13 protein-coding genes are annotated in these 18457 nt (G+C 48.5%); 5 read left to right on the top strand and 8 right to left on the bottom strand.

The genetic code is table 11. The features are described 5' to 3' along the window. Positions 1-9 precede the first annotated feature (9 nt). On the top strand, positions 10-3978 hold the full coding sequence (locus tag HUX74_RS17545; RefSeq protein ID WP_254592911.1) for an N-6 DNA methylase: 3969 nt from the start codon (positions 10-12) through the stop codon (positions 3976-3978). Positions 3979-4059: 81 nt separating this feature from the next. Next, positions 4060-5082, top strand: a complete 1023-nt coding sequence (locus HUX74_RS17540) for a hypothetical protein (protein ID WP_174647106.1) — start codon at positions 4060-4062, stop codon at positions 5080-5082. A 110-nt stretch (positions 5083-5192) separates the two neighbouring features. On the opposite strand, the gene HUX74_RS17535 is transcribed toward HUX74_RS17540, so the two are convergent. From HUX74_RS17535 to HUX74_RS17520, 4 genes are all read right to left on the bottom strand, one after another. Continuing rightward, on the bottom strand, positions 5193-5522 hold the full coding sequence (locus tag HUX74_RS17535) for a hypothetical protein (RefSeq protein ID WP_005655143.1): 330 nt from the start codon (positions 5520-5522) through the stop codon (positions 5193-5195). After that, the gene (locus HUX74_RS17530) at positions 5519-5824 is read right to left on the bottom strand and encodes a DNA-binding protein (RefSeq protein WP_005651667.1); all 306 of its coding nucleotides are present in this window, start codon (positions 5822-5824) and stop codon (positions 5519-5521) included. Before HUX74_RS17530 ends, HUX74_RS17535 begins: the two co-directional genes overlap by 4 nt. Positions 5825-6450: 626 nt before the next feature. Further along, a complete protein-coding gene (locus HUX74_RS17525) occupies positions 6451-7254 on the bottom strand; it encodes a ThuA domain-containing protein (RefSeq protein WP_005827023.1) in 804 nt (267 codons plus the stop codon). 35 nt (positions 7255-7289) lie between these two features. Continuing rightward, positions 7290-9755, bottom strand: coding sequence for a glycoside hydrolase family 9 protein (locus HUX74_RS17520; RefSeq protein WP_174647105.1), 2466 nt, complete (start codon positions 9753-9755; stop codon positions 7290-7292). 421 nt (positions 9756-10176) lie between these two features. Between HUX74_RS17520 and gdhA the strand changes: the two genes are divergently transcribed. Together gdhA and HUX74_RS17510 are read left to right on the top strand one after the other, a co-directional pair. Next, complete coding sequence (gene gdhA / locus HUX74_RS17515; protein WP_057097530.1) at positions 10177-11514, top strand: NADP-specific glutamate dehydrogenase; 1338 nt, start codon at positions 10177-10179, stop codon at positions 11512-11514. 138 nt (positions 11515-11652) lie between these two features. Continuing rightward, on the top strand, positions 11653-12816 hold the full coding sequence (locus HUX74_RS17510) for a Xaa-Pro peptidase family protein (RefSeq protein WP_005827001.1): 1164 nt from the start codon (positions 11653-11655) through the stop codon (positions 12814-12816). 195 nt (positions 12817-13011) lie between these two features. On the opposite strand, the gene HUX74_RS17505 is transcribed toward HUX74_RS17510, so the two are convergent. Together HUX74_RS17505 and ruvA are read right to left on the bottom strand one after the other, a co-directional pair. Continuing rightward, positions 13012-14004, bottom strand: a complete 993-nt coding sequence (locus HUX74_RS17505) for a DUF3843 family protein (RefSeq protein WP_009038001.1) — start codon at positions 14002-14004, stop codon at positions 13012-13014. Between the two features lie 19 nt (positions 14005-14023). Next, positions 14024-14626: a Holliday junction branch migration protein RuvA gene (ruvA, locus tag HUX74_RS17500; protein WP_005833022.1), complete on the bottom strand. Its 603-nt coding sequence runs from the start codon at positions 14624-14626 to the stop codon at positions 14024-14026. Between the two features lie 195 nt (positions 14627-14821). Here ruvA and HUX74_RS17495 point away from each other — a divergent pair, with 195 nt between their 5' ends. Next, positions 14822-15721, top strand: a complete 900-nt coding sequence (locus HUX74_RS17495) for a diaminopimelate dehydrogenase (protein WP_044467617.1) — start codon at positions 14822-14824, stop codon at positions 15719-15721. 132 nt (positions 15722-15853) lie between these two features. On the opposite strand, the gene rseP is transcribed toward HUX74_RS17495, so the two are convergent. After that, positions 15854-17185, bottom strand: coding sequence for an RIP metalloprotease RseP (rseP, locus tag HUX74_RS17490; protein ID WP_117600508.1), 1332 nt, complete (start codon positions 17183-17185; stop codon positions 15854-15856). Between the two features lie 112 nt (positions 17186-17297). Continuing rightward, complete coding sequence (locus HUX74_RS17485; RefSeq protein WP_117600507.1) at positions 17298-18443, bottom strand: 1-deoxy-D-xylulose-5-phosphate reductoisomerase; 1146 nt, start codon at positions 18441-18443, stop codon at positions 17298-17300. Positions 18444-18457 lie beyond the last annotated feature (14 nt).

Below are 18457 nucleotides of genomic sequence, written 5' to 3'. Positions count from 1 at the left end.
GTAACGGCCATGCAGGAAGCCCTGCTGGTACCGGAAATCCGCCCGGAACGTTTTCTTGACCCTTCCGCCGGAACGGGCATGTTCATCAGCACTCTGAAGGATGTCCCCGAAATCCATTGTTTCGAGAAGGACAGGCTGACGGGAAGGATACTCTCATCCCTCTATCCGGAAAGCAAGGTGAACATAGAGGGTTTCCAGTCCATACAGCCTTATTATAACGGCTACTTCGATGTTGTTTCTTCCAATATCCCGTTTGGGAATACCAGGATTTATGACCGGGACTTTGACCGGAGTGACGACCCGGTGCGCAAATCCTCACTCGCTGCTGTACACAACTATTTCTTTCTCAAAGGCATGGATACGCTGCGTGAAGGCGGGATACTGGCCTATATCACGACTTCGGGCGTCATGGACTCGCCACAGAACCGTCCCGTCAGGGAGTGGCTGGTAAATCATGCCAATCTCGTTTCTACCATCCGTCTGCCGGACAATCTGTTTACCGATGCGGGTACGGAAGTGGGCAGCGACCTGATCGTATTGCAGAAGAATACCCGAAAATCGGAACTGACCGAAAAGGAACGGAACTTTATTGAAACCCGTCTTATATCGGGCAGTATCAATATCAACAACAGCTATGCCGATTTGGACCATATCATCCATACTTCCGTATCCATGGGTAAAAACATGTACGGACAACCGGCCATGAATTTTATCCATGAAGGGGGTATCGGAGCCATTTCCGAACATCTCAGGCTATTATTGGCGCAAGATGTGGGAAACCATCTTGACCGGAAACTTTATGAAGAAAACCTGTCCCGTTCCAGTGTTTCCACTGCCCTGAAAACCGGACCGGAAGTCGCACCGGAAACAACAGCAGTGGAGCACCGGCAGGAGATGCAGGAAGAAAGTCTCCTTTCCACCAAGCCTTATGAACCCATGCTTAATCTGTTTGCCGCCTATGCGGACGAGGAGGAAACGGAGGTACAGATGATGGAAAACCGGCCATCACCGGGCCGGACAGCGTCGGCATCCCGCAAAAGAAAAGGAAACGAACCGGAAATGTTCAATCTGTTTTCGCAAGAGAACATGTATGATGAAGCCGTCTCACAAGAAGAAATGACCGGGGAACAGGTGGCAGCGGAAGCGAAATGGCAGGAACGCAGACTACGGTTCGAGGAAGAACGGAAAAAAGAAACGGAACCACGTCCGTTTACCGGAGAAATACGCCCCGAATACAAGAACGGCTCTCTCGTGAAAGCCGGTGAGCAATACGGATATTTGCAGGGATTGGGTACTCCCGAAGTACAGTTCCATCCGCTCAGGCTGACTGTCACACAACAATACCGGGCCGCCTACTATATCCCGCTCCGTGAAGCCTACCACAATCTCTACAATGCGGAAGCCGAAACGGAAACCGAACAGCCGGAACTAAGGGAGGAACTGAACCGGCAGTATGACCGTTTCCACCGCATGTTCAGGGAGCTGAACGGAAAGGACAACGCCAAGTTCCTGCTGTTGGATGCAGGAGGACGGGAAATGCTCTCATTGGAGCGTTCCGTCGACGGGAAGATACAGAAGGCGGACATATTCACCGTGCCCGTATCGTTCAACGCCAACGAGGTGACACATGTGGATACACCGCAGGAAGCCCTTGCGGCATCCCTGAACAAGTTCGGCGAGGTCAATCTGGAATATATGGAGAATCTCTGCGACATCGGCAGGCAGGAACTGCTCGAACAGCTGGAAGAGCGCATCTTCTACAATCCCATGATGAAGAGCCATGAAATCAAGGACCGTTTCATAGCGGGCAATGTGATCGCCAAAGCAGAATGGATAGAGAACCACCTGAGAGACTATCCCGATGACGGAGCGAGCAGAAAATCATTGGAGGCCCTTCGGAAAGCCATACCGGAGCCCATAAGTTTTGAACAGCTTGACTTCAACCTGGGGGAACGGTGGATACCCATGTCCGTATATGAGGAATTCGCCGGATACCTCTTCGAGACAAAGGCCCATATCCACTATACGGAATCCATCGACGAATTCAGCGTAAGCTTCGAGAGCACCAACGCGAACATCACCGACAGATATTATGTGAAAGGGGAAAAGAGAGGCTATTACGGAAACGACCTGCTGAAACATGCGCTGCACAACACCGTACCCGACATAACCAAGACCGTACAGGACAAGGAAGGCAATGACATTAAGGTACGGGATGCGGAGGCCATACAGCTTGCCGACACCAAAATCAACGAGATACGTTCCGCCTTCACCGGCTGGCTGAATGAACAGCTGCCCGAGTTCAAGCAGAACCTTGCGGACATGTACAACCGCAAGTTCAACTGCTATGTACGTCCCGATTACGACGGTTCCCTGCAAAGCTTCCCGTTCCTTGACCTGAAAGGGCTGGGCATACCGTCCCTGTACGACAGCCAGAAAAATGCCGTATGGATGCTGAAGATGAACGGAGGCGGGATAATCGACCATCAGGTAGGTACGGGCAAAACCCTTATCATGTGTATAGCCGCCTTTGAGATGAAACGTCTCGGACTGGCGAACAAGCCGATGATTATCGGACTCAAAAGCAATGTGCATGACATAGCCGACACGTTCAAGAGGGCCTATCCGAATGCCAGAGTGCTGTATCCGGGCAAGGAGGACTTTACGCCGGAGAAGCGTGTCGGAATATTCCATGACATCAAAAATAATAACTGGGACTGTATCATCCTGACACACGACCAGTTCGGGAAAATACCCCAATCCCCCGAAATACAGCAGAAAATATATACGCAGGAAATAGACAGCATCGAAGAGAATCTCGCCGTATTCGAGCAGCAGGGCAATGAAGTGACCGGCTGGATAAAAAAGGGGCTGGAAAAAAGAAAGGAAAACCTTGAGGCCAAACTTGAAAAGCTGGAACAGGATATAAAGGACCGGACGGATGATGTTACAGATTTCAGACAGATGGGCATCGACCACCTCTTCGTTGACGAATCGCACAATTTCAAGAACCTGATGTTCAACACACGCCATGCAAGAGTTTCCGGTCTGGGCAACCCCGAAGGAAGCATGAAGGCCATGAACATGCTTTTCGCCATCCGTACCATACAGGAGCGTACGGGCAGGGATTTGGGGGCCACTTTCTTGTCCGGTACGACCATCTCCAACAGCCTGACAGAACTCTATCTCCTTTTCAAATATCTCCGTCCGAAGGAAATGGAGCGGCAGGGGATTACCTGTTTTGACGGTTGGGCGGCCGTCTATGCGAAGAAAAGCACGGACTTTGAATTTTCAGTGACCAACCAGGTGGTGCAGAAAGAGCGTTTCCGCTATTTTATCAAAGTGCCGGAACTCGCCAATTTTTATGCGGAGATAACCGATTACAAAACGGCCGAGGACGTAGGGGTTGACAGGCCGGAACTCAACGAGCAACTCTATCACATACCGCCCACTCCCCAGCAGGAGATTTTCATTCAAAAACTGATAAAGTTCGCCGAAACCGGGGATGCGACCTACATAGACAGGGAGCCTCTGTCCGAAGCGGAGGAGAAGGCACAGATGCTGATCGCCACCAACTACTCGAACAAGATGTCGCTTGACATGCGGCTGATAGACCAACAGTACGGTGACAGTCCGGGAAACAAGGCGTCCCATTGCGCAGCCAAGATTGCGGAATATTACTATAAATATCTTGACCAGAAAGGCACACAGTTCATTTTTTCAGACTTGAGTACCTATAAACCCGACCAGTGGAACATCTACAGTGAAATCAGGCGCAAACTCGTGGAAGACCATAATATCCCGGAAAAGCAGATAAAATTCATTCAGGAAGCAAACAGCGACAACGCACGCAAGGAACTGTTCAAGGATATGAACTCCGGGCGCATCCGTTTCCTTTTCGGTTCCACACAGAAACTGGGAACGGGTGTCAACGCGCAGGAACGGGCCGTGGCCATCCATCATCTGGACATACCCTGAAGGCCGTCCGACCTGGAACAGCGCAACGGACGGGCGGTAAGAAAAGGCAATATCATCGCCAAGCAGTACGCCGACAACAAGGTGGACTGCTATATCTATGCGGTGGAGAAGTCACTGGACAGCTACAAGTTCAACCTGCTGCAAAACAAGCAGGTGTTCATCAACCAGCTCAAAAGCCGCAATCTGGCCGCCCGTACCATTGACGAGGGGGCGATTGACGAAAACGGAGGCGGCAGTTTCAGCGAATACGTGGCCATCCTTTCGGGCAACGACGACCTGCTGGAAAAGGCCAAGCTGGACAAGAAACTGGCGGTCCTCGAAAGCGAGAGGCAGGCATTCTACCGTAACAAGGGAAACGCGAAAGGCAAGCTGAATGAAAGGACTTCGGGAATAGAAAAAAACAACACCTTTATCGGGCGTTTCACCAGGGACTGGGAATATTTCAACAAGGTGATACCCGCAGATACGGAAACCGGACTCCGTCCCAATCCCCTGAAACTGGACGGTGTGGATTCGGACAATGTGGAGATACTCGGCAACCGGCTTGCCGCAATCAACCGGAATGTCCGGACGGAGGATGACTATATGAAAATCGGAACCCTGTCCGATTTCCGCATCCTTGTCCGTACCGAGAGGATTTGTGACGGGGACACACAGACCTTGCAGAACAAATTCATGGTCGAGGGACTGGACGGTATCAAATATACCTACAACAACGGTTATATAGCCAAAGACCCGAAACTGGCCGTCATGAACTTCATCAATGCGCTGGAACGCATTCCCGCCATGATAGAGAAACGGGAAAAGGAGAACGCAGAGCTGTCGAAGGACATCCCGGTCCTTCAGGAGATTGTGGCGGCTTCATGGCCCAAGGATGCGGAAATCAAGCGGCTGAATGAGGAACTTGCCACGCTGAACCGAAAAATACAGCTTACCATAAAACCGGCAGGCGGGCATGAAAGCGGAACGGATGACGGAACGGAAATAAAAGGAGAGAAAGCGACAGGCGAAAGTGACGATACACCGGACCTGCCACGGAAGGCAAGGCATGTCCCCCCAATGGAAATTGCCGCCCCGTCAAACGGACTGAAAAAAATATCCTAAGTTTGCCGTAAAGAGCCGCTTTTCAGGAAATGACAAAGGTATGGCCGGCACCCGGATAAATCCGGTCTGCCGGCCATACTCTTATCTGTAATGGGAAGAAGGGCACTCCGTCATTCCTCTTCCTCAAAGGAAAGGCTCTCCACCTGTCTGTTAATAACCTTCCAGTCAATGGAATCCTTCAGATTGATTATATCCACAATCGAATAATGCCTGGTCCCGTTTTCCTCTTCCGCAAAACGCAGCCGTCCGCTCAAACGCTGCTTCTCAATCTCTGCCGGATCGAGGTTTATCAGCTCACAAACCTCATCGGGCAGCATGGAGAGTTCTACACAGTTATCCTCGCAGATATGTTGCAGCACGGCCAACATGTTGAGGGACTTCTTGTAACTTCTCACGAGTGCGGCGAACGAGCCGCTTTCAACCTTAATCATCTTTCTCATAACCTTTTATTTTTAGAGTGTTCTTCTTTTTCCAGCAGCATGGCACGCAGCACGTCCGAACGGCGATAGTAAATCTTCCCCTTGTCACGGTGGAAAGGCAACGAACCGTCATTGCGGCGTCTTAGAAGTGTCCTGTCGGACATTTTGGTAAGCAGGCGCACGCCTTTTGAATCCAGTATCTCGCTGTCGGGCAAGTTATGTATGGCAGGAGCCAGTAACTTTTCAATGTTGGTTACTTTGGCGAGTATGGTACTGAGCATGTGGGTCATCTGCCCACCAGGTGCAGTTCTTCTGTTATTCATAATGACCTTGTTTTTATTGTTTATGGTGCAATATTACGGAGATATTATAAAGCCATTGGTTACTCAACCGTTGAGCAACCGCCAAAAAAAGACAGAAAACGCCAAGCCGGGACAAAAAAATAGCCGGAAGGCTCTGTTCCCGGCTATTCTATGACAGGTAGGTATCAATAAAAGTACAACTGTGCTTATTAATACTTTAATAATCAGATTTATATAAAAAAACAAACAAGAAAAAATTTTGTTATATCCCCAATATTTCCTACTTTTGTATATGAGTTATTTGAAACTATGCAAAGCAGTGTAATCCGAAGCAGGACTTCCATATCTAAATCGTTACCTGCATCTTTTAAACTCTCTACATTCATCTCATCTTCAGAGAGTTATATTGAAATATTTTGTTTTCTTTCGTAAAACTAAAAGTTTCAGCAAGTGAAACTTTTGGTTTCAACGATATGAAACTGTCATTCCGGCCCGTTGGGAACCGGCAAGGGTATCTATATAAAACGACCGAAACAGATACTTTTCGAAGGAAAAGTATCTGTTTCGGCATAAAAACGTAGTGTTAACATAGGAAATAGGGGAATTATCCCCTATTTATTCTCTTGATTGCTGTTATGGAAACCGTTTTATTTGAGGAACGGGTTGCCGCTTTTGTCTTTGCTCACTACCCAGCGGAAAGCATTAACCAATAGCAGGTTCTGTGTACCGTCGATAAACTCTTCGTCACCATGCCCCATATTCAGGTAAATCATTCTGTAATTCTTGTTGGACCATACGATGGGGAAGTCGCCAAAATTCACTACATCCTTGATACCCAGTGGATAGTTCTTGGGAGATAGGGACAAGAGTACCTCTACGTCCTTGTTCTGGCGGGGGCTGGGAGTCCATTGGTACCATTCGCTGGCGGGAGCCACGAATGATGCAGGCAGATTCTTGGTAACGGGATGTTCTTCGTTGTCGACTTCGACCAATACCGGCTGGGGAGGCCAGTTGTTGCAATAGAACACCCCACCACCAAGAAACTTAACGAACCAGGGCCAATGCGTGTTTTTGTCGTTGTAGGCTGCTGCGTGGAAACCTACCCAACCGCCTCCGTTTTCCATGTATTGCTCAAAAGCATCGCGTTCGGCCTTGGTGTTGGGGGATGTGTTAAGCATGATAATGACATTGTATTCTTTCAGTTTCTCGTATGGGTATTTTGAAAAATCGGTAGTAATATCCAGAACAAAGCCGTCACCGTAATTGAGCTTCTTGAAGAAAGTGGTTGCTTGTTCTGCAAATTGTACGTGTGCTTCTTCCGCATGTTGCGTGTAATAAATCAAGGCCTTGAAGCGAGGAGCTTTGGCATAGTTTGCCGGATAACCTTCGGGGACTTGTGCGTACGTCAGCAAGGTGCAAGCCGTAAACAATAAAATAAGCAGATGTTTCATAATTTGTAATTTATAAGTTATTAATTCTCCATTATCTAATATTCCGCAGTCAGAGACAGCCATTTGCCTGCCGAGGTAACCCATACCTCTTTATAACAGGCATTGTTGGTTTGCGGCCAATAGGGGACATCGTCGTTACCCAGGGTACGGATACCAACGGGCATCTCTCCTGTCATTTCTCCCGAAGAGAAGGTATTCAGTTGCGGATAGTTGTGTCCTTCTCCATAAATCAAGGATTGTCCGAAAGGATTCTTGCCTACGGTCCAGTACAACTGTTCCAGACCGATGTTGAGCAGTTCCTTGTCCTTCAGGAAGTTTCCGCAGATGGCGGCGGACTTTCCGTTGGAAAGATGGATGGCGGTATTGCCGTTGAAAATGTTGAACCACACGGGGAAGCGTTTCATGTAGTGCTCTTTGTCCAGTTGTACTCCTCGTTTAATCTGTTCCGTGTACAGTTCCTTGGCATTGGCAGGTGGAAACAGATGGAGGGCGTAGAAGTTGGTGGTATCCTTATATTCCTCTGCATGGTAAACACCGCTTGGAATCATGCCGTAGGGATGGGTATACTTCATCATTCCTTTCAGATACTCTCCATATAGTTGTATGGAATTCACCCATTTAGGATAATCGGGGTGCTCCTTCTGGGTTTCGCAAAGCATCACCATGGCCTGCATATAGACCTGCTCGCGCGACTGGTGTATGTAATGTACGATGGATTTGCGGGATTTGTCCCGGTAGAAGAATCCGCGTGTCCCGTCTTGGTCTTTCAGCGGTTCCGTACGCTGGCAGTCGAGGGTATAGCGGATGTATTCGGCGGCGATGTCCGCATAAGAAGGCTTTCCGGTCAGCTTGTATAATTGGCTTGCCGACCAGGAGATGGTAGCCATGTACTGGCTTTTTGAAGTATTGTAGCTGTGTTCGTAAGGCTGGACGAACTGGTCGAAACCGTCTTTCTTGAATTTCTCCATGGCGAAAGCGAAATCTTCTTCGGCCACGCGCAGAAGATATTCCTGCTGCATCGGGTCGTTGTCTAGCGTCATGGAGGCATACGCCTCATATCCGGCATAGAGGAAATTGTCGAATGCCATGTTCTGCACGCGTACAGAAGATATGTCGTCCAGTGTGTTGAATACACCATCCTGCCAGATTAGCAATCCCATGCTGCTGGCGCGGTAGCCGTCTCCATAGCGGTTCTTTAGCATAAACTCCACTCCCCATTCCGCTTCTTCGCGCAGGCGGGCGGCGAGGGTGGGGTTGGGGTTTCTTTGTTTATTATAGGCTTCGAGCAGGGCGAAAGCCACATCTCCCGTCTGCAGGGTCTGCTGGGACAAGTCGCCCGCATCGTGCCATCCACCGGAGTAGGAGATACTGCGTCCGTCATGCCGGGACATCAGGTCTGCGTGGCAGGAGGCATGCTTGCCGGGAACTGGATGCCCGCAGCGTTGGCAAAAGATGAAATTCAGCACTTTCCATTGTGAATCTTCCCAAAGCCGTTCTCCAATCCGAAAGGCAGGGGTCAATGAATTGCCGGCTTTCAGCCGATACTCTCCGGGAAGGTCGAAGGAGGTGAAGTCGATGAGACCGAATCGTCCGAGGGTGGTTGTCTCTTCCCGGATGTCTCCTTCGTAAGCCACTTTTCCGTCCGTGGTAAGCAGTTGGAAGCGTTTACCGGCATCTATGGTGACGTTTGTGTTGATAAGGGCGGTTTTAGGGTGATTGATGGCATAGCCGGTTGTCGAATAGGAGATTTTTCCATCGGCAGGTATCCATCCGCTGACTTTCTCGGGGGCTTTCACTGTTTGCAACTGGAGGTTGTCTAAGTAGTAGGTTGCTGAATCTCCCGTTGTCCGGTCCTTGCCTTTGAGGGCTGTGCTGAAGCTTATGGACATTACTTTGTCGCGCTGATACTCGTCTATTTCGAGGAAGCATTGGTTCCACTTCTTGTTGACAAGGTTGATAAGATGCGAACCCGAAGGTGGATTGTACCCTTTCTTGGCAGGAGTATCTGCATTATGGAATGTGAGGTTCATGTTGACGATACGTGCCCCGTCGCAGTCGGGGTAGATGGAGAATGCAATGCGGTTGTACTTTTCCAGGTTGGCACCGTCCAGATGATAAGTGACACCGCTGTTTCCATAGGTGGCATAGTCGGGGTCGGAAGGAGAGCCGGTCGCTCTTTTTCCGGTGAATGTAGGAAATTGCAGTTTGATGCTGCCTTTTCCGGAAACGGTCTTTTCCGTACTGAAGGACATGCTTCCTGCGCCGGAATGACTCCATCCCTCTGTACCTGCCGAGCGGGTGAGGGGAGCGTTTTGCAGGACTTCCTTTTTCCATCCGTTGGCTTCGAAAGAGTGCTCGATGTTTAGGGGTAGGGGTTGGTGTACCAGCCCGCTTTCATGGAGCTGCCGTTCCAGTTCGGGGTCTTGGGTCAGGCGAGTTTGCCCGTATGCGGCAATGCTACCGGCAGATAGAAGATATAAGAATAATAGTGTCTTTCTCATGTGGATGTCAACCTTTGGTTTAGGTTGCAATGTTAGCCATTATTAGGCAGAATAAGGTTTGAAAACTGCCATAAAAGCTCTAAAAACTATCCGAAGTAGCGAAGTTTGATGGAAGGTGAACCTCGGAAGGTGTTTTTTAAACCCGGAATTATGACATTATTGTCATTTTGCTTGTTCTCTTTTTATATTTTTTCTATTTTTATACCGTTATAGCGAATTGTTGGCTGAAAAACGGAAGAATGGAACACTTTTGGCTGAGGAAAAAATGCCGGGGATTTGACATTTTATCATTCTTTAATCAAAATATAACCGTAAAATTTAGCTGTTTTGAAAAGTTTTCCTATATTTGCGGTGTTATTCATTGACATTTTGTTTGAATAGCGTGAAGTCAACAAGGTAATAACCTTTAAAACGTAATATTATGAATATCGAACGTATCATGGCCTCTTTAGAGGCAAAGCACCCCGGCGAGTCTGAGTATCTTCAAGCCGTAAAGGAAGTTCTTCTTTCCATCGAAGATATCTATAACCAACATCCTGAGTTCGAGAAAGCGAAAATTATAGAACGTCTGGTTGAACCTGACCGTATCTTTACTTTCCGTGTAACGTGGGTGGATGATAAGGGTGAAGTTCAGACGAACCTCGGCTATCGTGTGCAGTTCAACAATGCCATTGGCCCGTACAAAGGCGGTATTCGTTTCCATGCTTCCGTAAATCTTTCTATCCTCAAATTCCTGGGATTTGAGCAGACTTTCAAGAATGCTTTGACTACATTGCCTATGGGCGGTGGTAAGGGTGGTTCCGACTTCTCTCCGCGCGGAAAGAGCGATGCTGAAATCATGCGTTTCTGTCAGGCCTTCATGCTGGAATTGTGGCGTCACCTCGGTCCGGATATGGATGTTCCTGCCGGTGATATCGGTGTAGGCGGTCGCGAAGTGGGCTATATGTTCGGTATGTATAAGAAGTTGACTCGCGAATTTACGGGCACATTTACCGGTAAAGGATTGGAATTTGGCGGTTCGCTGATTCGTCCTGAAGCAACAGGATTTGGTGGCTTGTATTTCGTAAACCAAATGTTACAGACAAAAGGCATTGACATCAAGGGCAAGACCGTGGCTATCTCCGGTTTTGGAAATGTGGCTTGGGGTGCTGCTACCAAGGCTACCGAATTGGGTGCCAAGGTTGTTACCATCTCCGGTCCAGACGGTTACATCTACGATCCGAATGGTATCAGTGGCGAAAAGATAGATTATATGCTGGAACTTCGGTCGTCGGGCAACGATATCGTGGCACCGTATGCCGACGAATTCCCCGGCTCTACTTTCGTGGCAGGCAAACGCCCGTGGGAAGTGAAAGTGGACATCGCTCTGCCTTGCGCTACTCAGAACGAGCTGAACGGCGAAGATGCACAACATCTCATTGACAACAAGGTGACATGTGTAGGAGAAATCTCCAATATGGGATGTACGCCCGAAGCTATCGATCTTTTCATTGAAAATAAGATTATGTATGCACCGGGCAAGGCTGTCAATGCAGGTGGTGTGGCTACCAGCGGACTGGAAATGTCGCAGAACGCCATGCACCTCAGCTGGAGTGCAGCCGAAGTGGATGAAAAACTCCACGCCATCATGCACGGAATTCATGCTCAATGCGTAAAATATGGGACAGAACCCGATGGCTACATCAACTACGTGAAGGGAGCGAATATCGCCGGTTTCATGAAGGTGGCTCATGCCATGATGGGTCAGGGAATTATCTAAGAGAGAAACTTTGTTTAGTTGTATTTGTATTTGTGGTTTGTGCTGCTCTACGCCTGTGAAGGTATCGGGCAGTACTTTTTTTATTCTCAATTAAAAAAGTTGTATCTTTGTATCCGAGAAACCATAAATGACAAAGAGATGTTACTACCTGAATTGAAACTGAGACGTGATAAAATACGCTCTCTCATGGCTCAACAAGAGATTGATGCCGCTCTTATCGCTTGCAATGTAAACTTAATCTATACGTACGGACGTGTCGTCAGCGGTTACTTGTATCTGCCGTTGAATGCTCCCGCCCGTTTATTCATCAAACGTCCTAACAATATTGAAGGGGAACATATTCATCCTATCCGTAAACCGGAACAACTGCCTGACTTACTAAAGGAATGTGGTTTGCCCATACCTGCGAGGTTGATGCTGGAGGGGGATGAGTTGTCTTTTACGGAATATAACCGTTTGGCTGCGTGTTTCCCTGAAACGGAGGTGCTTCCTTGTGGTACGGCACTTATCCGGAAGGCCCGAAGTGTCAAGACTGAAATAGAGATTGAGATGTTCCGTCGTTCTGGCATTGCACATGCTAAAGCTTACGAACAAATACCCTCGGTTTATAGACCAGGAATGACAGACCGCCAGTTATCCATCGAAATAGAGCGCCTGATGCGTCTGGAAGGTTGTCTGGGTATTTTTCGTACCTTCGGACAAAGTATGGAGATTTTTATGGGAAGTCTGCTGGCAGGAGACAATGCCACTGCGCCTGCCCCCTATGATTTTGCTCTGGGAGGCGAGGGACTTGACCCGTCACTGCCTATCAGTGTGAACGGTGCACTGTTGCAGCCCGGTCAGAGCTTTATGGTTGATATGGGGGGTAACTTCTATGGCTATATGGGAGACATGAGCCGTGTATTCTCTATCGGAAAGCTGCCGGAAAAGGCATATGTTGCCCATCAAGTTTGCCTGGACATACAAGAGGCTGTTGTAGAAAAAGCGAAACCGGGTGCTGTTTGTGAGGACCTTTACAATCTCGCTATCGATATTGTCACCAAAGCGGGCTTTGCCGACAACTTTATGGGAGCCACTCAAAAAGCCAAGTTTATCGGTCATGGCATCGGACTGGAAATCAATGAAATGCCGGTGCTGGCTCCACGCATGAAGCAGGAGCTGGAACCGGGCATGGTCTTTGCTTTGGAACCGAAGATTGTTTTGCCAGGCATTGGTCCCGTCGGTATCGAAAACTCTTGGGTTGTAACAGCAGAAGGAGTGGAGAAACTGACGTTGTGTAAGGAAGAGATTGTGGAACTTTGAAAATTGATAATGGATAATGGAAAATTGCCATGCGGTTTCAATAAATACGCTGCACTGTTTATTTTTCCATTATCCATTTTCAATTATTTTACCCTTCTGTTAAGCTGATTATTCGCTTTCGAAGGTTTGGATTTACCAATCCGTTTTCCGGTTGGCTTGGCCTTGTTGCTCCGTTTGGGCTTTATGCCGGAATGGTTACTCGCCTTCATAATATTCACATAAGTAGTAGCGGGCTATAAAGTCCCAATATTGATGCAGTGTTTCTTTTCCTTTCAAGAAGGGAAGTTCCACATCGGGTAGAATTCCTTTGGTCATTCCGTATTTCAGCAGGTCGAACGGACACTCTCCAGGTTGGCAGAACATCTTGTAACCCTCTGCAGCAGCGCGTTTGGCATCGTACATCGGGTTATGTTCTTCACAGAAATAGGCGGCCACGTTGTGGGCTACGAGCATACCTTTGGCGTTGGCATAAATCACGAACTCTTTTTTGTATTCCAGGTCGGGCAATAATGCGGACCGTTTGTTTTCCCATCCCAAGACATTGACAAAGAAAGTGCAAAGCTCCTTGTAATCGGTGAAGTATAGCAGCGGTTTCCCCTGGCTGTATTCCAGACAGTGGGCGGCATCTTTGCTCAGTTTGGTTTCCGGAGTGACTTCCGGCAGCGGAGTAATGGGTATATCCAGTAAATCAAGTCCCATTACCCAAAGGAAGGAAGATTCTCCCTTGCTGATGGGAGCTTCTTCGAAACGTGCATCCATCAGTTCATAGGCGCTTTGGCTTAATGCAAGCAGGTCTTTGTCATAAGGACTGAACAAGGTGTATTCCTTGTCAAAAATGCTGAATTGTGATTTCAATGTCCACAGTACGAATGCAATGTCTTCCTGATTTATTTCATCGGGCGTATAATCGTCACTCAGCGGATAGAACGGCAGGTAAGTTCCGTATACTCCCTGAAAGGCTTCGGAGAAAAGTTTCCAGCCTCCGCTTTGGGCAATGGCATCTTGAAAGTACATGCCGAGGGAGATGGCTGCGTCAATTTGGGTACGCAGCTCTTCCTTGTTGAACAGAGGAGAGGCTTTGACGAGGGGCAGGATGCTTGTGGCGAAGTCGAGGTACCATTTGTCTGTTGGCAGTACGCGGGTGCGTTCATTGGCCCCCAACCAATATTGCATGTTGATTGTTGTCATGATTTGTTTTAGATAAAGGTTATAGTCTTTTTAATGCCAATTTGATGACTTGTTCCACCGGTGCACTTGGTTCTTCCTTCAAAATGGCAAGCACTACTTTTTGTGAGGGGGCTTGTGCAAAGCCCAGCATGGTAAGGGCGGCTACGGCTTCTTCTTGTACTTGTGCGTTGGCTGCCGATACCAGTGTACCTATGGTCCCTGCGTTGCCGGCTACAACGCTGCCGGTCTTGATTTTGTCTTTTAAATCCACAATTATCCGTTGGGCTGTTTTCAGCCCGATACCCTTGACTGTTTTCAGTAGAGTGGCATTTTCCGTGCTGATGACATTTATCAGTTCGGATGGCGAGAGTGCCGAGAGAATCATGCGGGCTGTATTTCCGCCGATGCCTGAAACGGAGATGAGCAGCAGGAATAGTTCGCGTTCCTGCTTGTCGGCGAATCCGTAGAGGACATAGGCGTCTTCACGGATAGCTTCGTATATATATAGTTTGCATTCTTTCTTGCCCTGGATGGCGGCATACGTGTTCAATGAAATATTGACGCCGTATCCCAATCCGTTGCAGTCTATTATTGCGGTTGCCGGACTTAGTTCGGCAATTCCGCCTCTGATGTATTCTATCATAATTCTTTTACTTGTCGGCCCAAAATGCGCCTTGCATACATATCATCTGCGAATGTATGAATTATTATTGGACTTTCACTCACTAAAAAAAGAAAAACTGTGTGAAACAGCAGGGAGTTCTGCCGATATAATAAATTAAAATGCTTACTTTTGCGCCGATAAAGTAGAAAACTGATAAATAAATTCATAAAAAGAATGAAAAAAGTAAGAGCGGCCATCGTTGGCTATGGTAATATCGGGCATTATGTGCTCGAAGCCCTGCAAGCAGCTCCCGATTTCGAAATTGCCGGTGTAGTACGCCGTGCCGGAGCTGAAAACTGTCCTGCGGAACTGAGTGCATATCCCGTTGTGAAGAATATCAAGGAACTGAAAGACGTGGATGTTGCTATCCTTTGTACGCCTACCCGCAAGGTGGAAGAGTATGCAAAGGAGATCCTTGCTTTAGGCATTCATACTGTGGACAGTTTCGATATCCATACGGGTATCACTGCCTTGCGCCGCACACTGGATGCAGAGGCTAAAAAGCATAATACGGTATCCATCATTTCTGCCGGCTGGGACCCGGGTAGTGACTCCATTGTCCGCACTATGCTGGAAGCCATTGCTCCGAAAGGCATTACCTATACTAATTTTGGTCCGGGTATGAGCATGGGACACACCGTGGCTGTAAAGGCCATCGAAGGTGTGAAAGCAGCTCTTTCCATGACTATTCCTACAGGAACCGGCATTCACCGTCGTATGGTGTACATTGAGTTGAAGGATGGTTACGAATTTGATAAGGTGGCTGCAGCCATCAAAGCCGACCCGTACTTCGTGAATGACGAAACACATGTAAAATTGGTTCCGAGTGTGGATGCACTGCTCGATATGGGTCATGGGGTAAACTTGACCCGTAAGGGTGTGTCCGGCAAGACGCAGAACCAGCTATTTGAGTTCAACATGCGTATTAACAATCCTGCCCTCACGGCACAAGTGCTGGTATGTGTGGCGCGTGCCGCTATGCGTCAGCAGCCGGGTTGCTATACAATGGTTGAAGTTCCGGTAATAGACCTGCTTCCGGGCGATAGAGAAGAGTGGATCGGCCATTTGGTATAAGACACAGAAAAAACAGATGATGTGTTTGGCTCAAACGCATCGTCTGCTTGCCCCGAACACATCATCTGTTTGATGTAAATGCATCATCCGTTCTACTGCGAATGGATGATGCGTTTTTTTATGTCTTGTTCTTTAAAAGAAATACCTCAGTATATCGTTGAAGTTTGCCCAAATCAGCAAACCGAACAAGAGGAACATGCCCACCATCTGCGCACGTTCCATAAACTTGTCGCTGGGCTTGCGGCGTGCAATGATTTCGTAAATGAGGAATAACACGTGTCCGCCGTCCAGTGCGGGGATGGGCAGAATATTCATAAAGGCAAGGATGATGGAGAGGAATGCCGTCATGTACCAGAACTGGTGCCAGTCCCACGTGGCGGGGAAAATACTGCCGATGGTTCCGAAACCTCCGAGTTGCTTGGCTCCTTCCTTGGAGAAGAGATATTTCATCTGGCCTACGTAGCCTTTCAGAGTCTTTACCCCCAAAGATACGCCGGCAGGGAAAGAGGAAAGGAAACTGTATTCCTTACGGACAACGGGCAGCAGCTTGTCGGTTGCTGTACGTGCTGCCACGCCTATTTCATAGTCGGCATTGGTTATCATGCTCAAAGTATCTGTTACACCGTTACGGACGTATGTTAAGGTTACCTCATGGGATGCGTTGGCTTTCTTGCGCTTCAGCATCTCTTCTTTGAAGTCGTAGTAGCTTATTGACTTTCCATCCAAGTGGGTGATGCTGTCGCCCACTTGCAGACCGGCGGAAGCGGCAGGGTATCCTACAATCAGGCTGTCGACTACATAAGGGAAACGGAAACTGGCGAAACGCACACTGTCTGCCAGCAAGCGGTTCATCATGTCTTCGGGGATGTAGACTGAAGCAGCTTCCCCGTCACGCAATACGCTTACCTGGCGGGCATCGACAATACTGGTCAGCAGGTCGCCGTCATAGCGTTCGAACGGTACCCCGTCGGCAGATATTAGGATATCGCCGTCGCGGAAGCCTATGGCTTTGGCTGTTTCGTTAAAATCCATACCCAATGTGGCTTTTTGTACTGGTATATATTCGTCGCCCCAAGTAAAAAGTATCATGGAATAGATGAACAATGCGAGCAGGAAGTTGAACAATACACCGCCTACCATAATCAGCAGGCGTTGCCATGCCGGTTTGGCACGGAACTCCCATGGCTGCATGGGTTGCTTCATCTGTTCGGTATCCATAGATTCGTCTATCATACCTGCTATTTTTACATAGCCGCCTAAGGGTAGCCATCCGATACCGTATTCCGTGTCACTGTGTTTGGGCTTGAACTTGAATAATGTGAACCAAGGGTCAAAGAATAAGCAGAACTTTTCTACCCGCGTCTTGAACAAACGCGCAAAAATGAAGTGCCCCCCCTCATGAACAATAACGAGCAACGAGAGGCTCATAATGAGTTGCAGGGCACGAATCAAGAATGTTTCCATCTAATTATTTGCTGTTTTACGATTTTTATAATTTTCGCAAAGGTACGTTTTCTTATTTAACGTATCAAATGAGTAGATGTTTTTTATAATTCTTTTCATTCCGGTGTATCTATCAAATCAGCTCTTCTGCTATCCGTCGGGCTTCGGCATCCGTAGCCACATAGTCTTCATAGGTGGGCTTCTGTAAGTAGGATACACGCGACATGGTCTTTTCTATTACTTCACTCATGCCAAGGAACGAAATTTTGTCCTGCAGGAAGGCGGCTACCACCACTTCATTGGCGGCATTGACAATGCAAGGCATATTGCCTGCACGATGTAGCGCTTCGTAGGCCAGGGCGAGGTTACGGAAACGGGTGATGTCCGGTTGCTCGAACGTCAGTTCCGTGCACAGCTTGAAGTCCAGGCGCGGGAAAGAGGCTTTCAACCGGTCGGGATAGGAGAAGGCGTATTGGATGGGCAGGCGCATGTCCGGCATTCCCAGTTGTGCTTTCACGGCACCGTCCTCAAACTGTACCATGGAGTGGATGACGGATTGCGGGTGTACCACGACTTCTATCTGGTCGGGACGTACACCGAACAGCCATTTGGCTTCGATTACCTCGAACCCTTTGTTCATCATGGAAGCAGAGTCTATCGTGATTTTGGCGCCCATGTCCCAATTGGGGTGTTTCAGTGCTTGCGCTTTGGTGACGGTTGCCAGTTGCTCCATGGTGCAGGTGCGGAACGGACCTCCGGAGGCAGTCAGTATCACTTTTTCTATTTGGTTGCCTATCTCGCCGGCCAGGCACTGGAAAACGGCGGAGTGCTCGGAGTCGACGGGCAGGATGGGGACACCGCTGAAGCGTGCCAGGTCATTGATGAGCTCTCCCGCCACCACCAGCGTCTCTTTGTTGGCAAGGGCTATCGGCTTACGGGCGCGGATGGCATTCATGGTGGGCTTCAGTCCTGCATATCCAACCATGGCGGTCAATACCATATCAATGGGATTTTCGGTCACAATTTGGCAGAGGGCATCTGCACCGGCATATACCTTGATAGGTAGGTCGGCAAGCGCTTCTTTCAGTTGCGTGTATTTCGATTCGTTGGCTATTACCACTGCCTCAGGCTTGAATTTGCGTGCCTGGGCTATGAGTTCCTCTACGCGGTTATTGGCGGTCAATACGTATGCTTCGTACTGGTCGGGATGTTCTTCGATGACCTGCAATGCTTGTGTACCGATGGAACCGGTAGAACCGAGTATGGCAATCTGTTTCATTTACTATTATGCTA

It is taken from the genome of Bacteroides sp. Marseille-P8574 (assembly GCF_902825465.1).
Taxonomy (GTDB): domain Bacteria; phylum Bacteroidota; class Bacteroidia; order Bacteroidales; family Bacteroidaceae; genus Bacteroides; species Bacteroides uniformis.
This window is presented reverse-complemented; position numbering and strand designations above follow the sequence as displayed.

Bases quoted from the DNA above. Each gene is read 5' to 3' on its own strand.
- HUX74_RS17545 (WP_254592911.1), top strand. From the start codon at position 10: ATGCAGGAAGCCCTGCTGGTACCGGAAATCCGCCCGGAACGTTTTCTT.
- HUX74_RS17510 (WP_005827001.1), top strand. From the start codon at position 11,653: ATGTTACTACCTGAATTGAAACTGAGACGTGATAAAATACGCTCTCTC.
- ruvA (WP_005833022.1), bottom strand. From the start codon at position 14,626: ATGATAGAATACATCAGAGGCGGAATTGCCGAACTAAGTCCGGCAACC.
- HUX74_RS17505 (WP_009038001.1), bottom strand. From the start codon at position 14,004: ATGACAACAATCAACATGCAATATTGGTTGGGGGCCAATGAACGCACC.
- HUX74_RS17530 (WP_005651667.1), bottom strand. From the start codon at position 5,824: ATGAATAACAGAAGAACTGCACCTGGTGGGCAGATGACCCACATGCTC.
- rseP (WP_117600508.1), bottom strand. From the start codon at position 17,185: ATGGAAACATTCTTGATTCGTGCCCTGCAACTCATTATGAGCCTCTCG.
- HUX74_RS17485 (WP_117600507.1), bottom strand. From the start codon at position 18,443: ATGAAACAGATTGCCATACTCGGTTCTACCGGTTCCATCGGTACACAA.
- HUX74_RS17495 (WP_044467617.1), top strand. From the start codon at position 14,822: ATGAAAAAAGTAAGAGCGGCCATCGTTGGCTATGGTAATATCGGGCAT.
- HUX74_RS17535 (WP_005655143.1), bottom strand. From the start codon at position 5,522: ATGAGAAAGATGATTAAGGTTGAAAGCGGCTCGTTCGCCGCACTCGTG.
- HUX74_RS17520 (WP_174647105.1), bottom strand. From the start codon at position 9,755: ATGAGAAAGACACTATTATTCTTATATCTTCTATCTGCCGGTAGCATT.
- gdhA (WP_057097530.1), top strand. From the start codon at position 10,177: ATGAATATCGAACGTATCATGGCCTCTTTAGAGGCAAAGCACCCCGGC.
- HUX74_RS17525 (WP_005827023.1), bottom strand. From the start codon at position 7,254: ATGAAACATCTGCTTATTTTATTGTTTACGGCTTGCACCTTGCTGACG.